This is a genomic window from Bartonella sp. AP20NXHL, assembly GCF_042196165.1.
In the GTDB taxonomy this organism is placed as follows: domain Bacteria; phylum Pseudomonadota; class Alphaproteobacteria; order Rhizobiales; family Rhizobiaceae; genus Bartonella.
The window spans coordinates 1-3,170 of sequence record NZ_JBHIPV010000048.1 but is presented as its reverse complement, the minus strand read 5'-3'; the positions used below and the strand labels follow the sequence as shown (position 1 = coordinate 3,170).

The 3,170-nt window shown below is 35.7% G+C and carries 5 protein-coding genes and 1 pseudogene; all 6 read left to right on the top strand.

All coding sequences use genetic code 11. The annotated features are described in order from the left end of the window. Positions 1-189, top strand: a pseudogene (locus ACFILL_RS08905) (hypothetical protein); the annotation flags it as partial. Continuing rightward, positions 176-634, top strand: a complete 459-nt coding sequence (locus ACFILL_RS08900) for a hypothetical protein (protein ID WP_273791604.1) — start codon at positions 176-178, stop codon at positions 632-634. The pseudogene ACFILL_RS08905 and the gene ACFILL_RS08900, both read left to right, overlap by 14 nt. Positions 635-971: 337 nt before the next feature. Further along, positions 972-1,478 (top strand): hypothetical protein, encoded by a 507-nt coding sequence (locus ACFILL_RS08895; RefSeq protein ID WP_120100860.1) that lies wholly within the window; start codon positions 972-974, stop codon positions 1,476-1,478. An 84-nt stretch (positions 1,479-1,562) separates the two neighbouring features. After that, positions 1,563-2,264, top strand: a complete 702-nt coding sequence (locus ACFILL_RS08890) for a hypothetical protein (RefSeq protein WP_273791603.1) — start codon at positions 1,563-1,565, stop codon at positions 2,262-2,264. 188 nt (positions 2,265-2,452) lie between these two features. Beyond that, positions 2,453-2,725 carry a toxin HicA gene (locus tag ACFILL_RS08885; protein ID WP_273791602.1) on the top strand — a complete coding sequence of 91 codons (273 nt, stop codon included), beginning with the start codon at positions 2,453-2,455 and terminating at the stop codon, positions 2,723-2,725. Continuing rightward, the gene (locus ACFILL_RS08880) at positions 2,715-3,032 is read left to right on the top strand and encodes a type II toxin-antitoxin system HicB family antitoxin (protein ID WP_006590330.1); all 318 of its coding nucleotides are present in this window, start codon (positions 2,715-2,717) and stop codon (positions 3,030-3,032) included. Before ACFILL_RS08885 ends, ACFILL_RS08880 begins: the two co-directional genes overlap by 11 nt. Positions 3,033-3,170: the final 138 nt, after the last annotated feature.

Genomic DNA, 3,170 nt, shown 5'->3' with positions numbered 1-3,170 from the left:
TTTGACGGTGGTCAGTATCATGAGATGCCTTGTAATGTTGATTACAGTACCAAGGCGCAAGTGAAAGCTTGGATATATGGGGGTGGTATTCCGAAAAGCGTTCTCAATTACGAACCTCTTATAGACGAGATCAATAAAGAGATCAAAAAATTATCGAAAACCGCAGGAAATAAATATGTTTACAGATAAGCAGCTAAGAGCCTTGTTTGGTATTATAATTTTTATATTTTTATGCTTTCTAGGAATTAAAAAAAATCCCTATTTTATCCAAGGTATTTTGATATTTGCATCTTTTGGTTTGATAATAATAACAAATATTTTTGTAATTTTATGCAATTCTCATATTCCTTTTGAGTTGCAGAACAATCCAAAATACAAACGTGGCAATACAACAGGTTGGAAGACATTAACACGTGATTTACAACAGTATTTGCACAGACTTTTAAAGCTAATAAGTTTAGCACTTGTCGTTTTAATTTTTCCAAATAGTTATACTGTATTTTGGTATTTAGATATCGTTATTTGGTACTTTTTTTTAGTTTATTCATTCTTTCTCATGTTGCATACACGCAGTTTAATAAACATGTCCATTTATGCACTACATTTTATACTAAAAACCAAAAGTAAAATTTAAAAGCACTTGGTATTCAATTAGGTAGGTATCAAAATGAAAAAAAGTGAAAAAAATAAAAAATACGTATTGACTTTAAAGAAAAGGTCGTTTATTAAGGTCGACAAGTGCTCAAAACACTTAATCGTAAGCGGATAAACCCCGATAAGGTTTCTCCCATTCTTAAAAAACTGGCTTTCTTTTGTGCTCTTATTGGCATATAACGATTTTGCCGGGTGTGGTCACACCATACAATACTCTTTATGAGAAAAGTGTGACGACGGACTTACGACCGTGTTTTGAACACCCGGCGCCCTTATAGGGTTGTCAATTCAAAACCATATTTTCGTAAGGATTTATTATGCAAAATTCTGTAAAAAAATATCAACTCACCAATCAAACAATTCTTCGTGAGGGTAAAAAACTTTATCGCATTAAGGCGTTAAGAGATTTTGGTGATGTTAAAGCTGGTCAACTTGGTGGCTATATTGAATCTGAAGAAAATCTTTCCCATGATGGTAATTGCTGGGTTGGTGATCAGGCCATTGTTGTGAGCCCTGGTCGTGTTTACGAAAATGCGCAGGTTTATGGCAATGCAGGTGTTGGTGGTTTTGTATATGGTAATGCTCGCGTCTACGATTCAGCAAAGGTTTTTGCCAATGCCCATGTGTATGATAATGCCCATGTTTTCGATAGTGCAAAAATTGTAAGTAAAGTGCATGTTTATGAAAATGCCAATGCATGTGGCATGGCTATTGTTACTAAGAATATTTGTGGTGACACAATGAATAATGTTTATACAGAACGCCTTTCTCCTTATGGTGAAATTTGCTTTGTTATGTGTCGTCCTCATAGGAAAACAGCTTAAATAACGGCGCGGGCGCGGCGGGGGCGCCTCCTTATAACCATTTCATTTAAAAATTTGTTTGAATATTAGATTAGGGAGCTACCTATGACCACTAAAAATGTATCTAAAAAATATGAGCTTATAAATGAAAGTCACGTTAAAGGGATTACTTTATACCGCATTCGTGCTTTAAAAGACTTTGCTGATGTTAAAGCTGGTGATTTAGGCGGCTTTATTGAAAAGGAAGATAACCTTTCTCATGATGGCAATTGCTGGGTTTATGATAATGCTTGTGTTGTAAAATCTGGTCGTGTTTATGAAAATGCAAGGGTATATGGCAACGCTGTCATTGGTGGTTTTGTTTATGGCAATGCGCATGTATATGATAAAACCCGCGTGTATTTTGGAGCTCATGTTTATGATAATGCGCATCTTTCTGATAAGGTGTGGGTTTATCAATATGCAAGGGTTTATGGGAATGCAAAATTAACAGGAAGTGCACGCATTTATAGCAAGGCTGAGGTTTATGATCATGCTGTTGTAAGTAGCTCTTCAAAAATTTATGGCAAGGTTTATGGCAATGCTAGCGTGGGTGGGTATGTTAAGGTCTACGGTTCTGTTTATGGCAATGCTAAAGTGACTGGTTATCACACCATTAGAGGTTTGGTACATGGCAATGCAAGATTAAAAAGAAATGATTATTCATATGTTGAGCAAAACATTTACTATGTATATGGAATTCCTGAAGATTGTGAAATTTATGAAAACGATACCGTTGTAAAGATTGTTGAAAATAAAGCAGCGTAAATAAAATAACGGCGCGGGGGGCTGCTTTATAGCAAAAAAGCCGCGTCCTTTAAGACACGGCTTTCTTTTTTTGTTTAACGCAACAAAACTTTTTCTGATAGTTTTTCTTGTATACATAAAAGCCTCTATTCAATAGATTTAAAATGATTAACTAGGAAGGTTTATAAAATGATTGACTAGGATTAATAGTGATACTATTATTGGTTATGAACAATAAAGTTGAAAAAATAATCAGCTTGATGCAAGCATCACCAAGGAACATTAAGTTTTCAGATTTGTTGGCTGTGTGTGTACATTTTTTTGGAGAACCACGGAACAGTGGTACGAGTCACTTTGTGTTTAAAACCCCGTGGCTTGGTGACCCGCGTGTGAATATTCAAAAAGATTCTGGCAATAAGGCAAAAGCCTACCAAGTCAAACAAGTATTGCAAGCGATAGAAAGGATAAAACATGAACAGTAATCATTATACATATCGTGTTTTGTGGTCGCAAGAAGATCAGGAATATGTCGGATTGTGTGCAGAATTCCCATCCCTTTCATGGTTAGCATCTCAAGCAGAGAAGGCTTTAAAAGGCATTATGGATCTTGTTTCAGAAGTTGTTGAGGACATGCAACATAACGGAGAAGAAGTTCCTGTGCCTTTGTCGCATGGTAAATATAGTGGTAAGTTTCAATTAAGAATCCCACCAGAACTCCATAGAAAACTTGCAATACAAGCTGCCGAAAATGGTGTAAGCTTGAATAGATACATTTCTTCTAAGCTTTGAAAAGTCTATACGACCAGAAGATACTCTCCGCCCCTTATTTATGTTGCTTAGAATTTACATAAAAAAAGCCGCGTCCTTTAAGACACGGCTTTTATTATCAAAACAGCTAGCGATCCAAATAAACGATTAAAATAACCA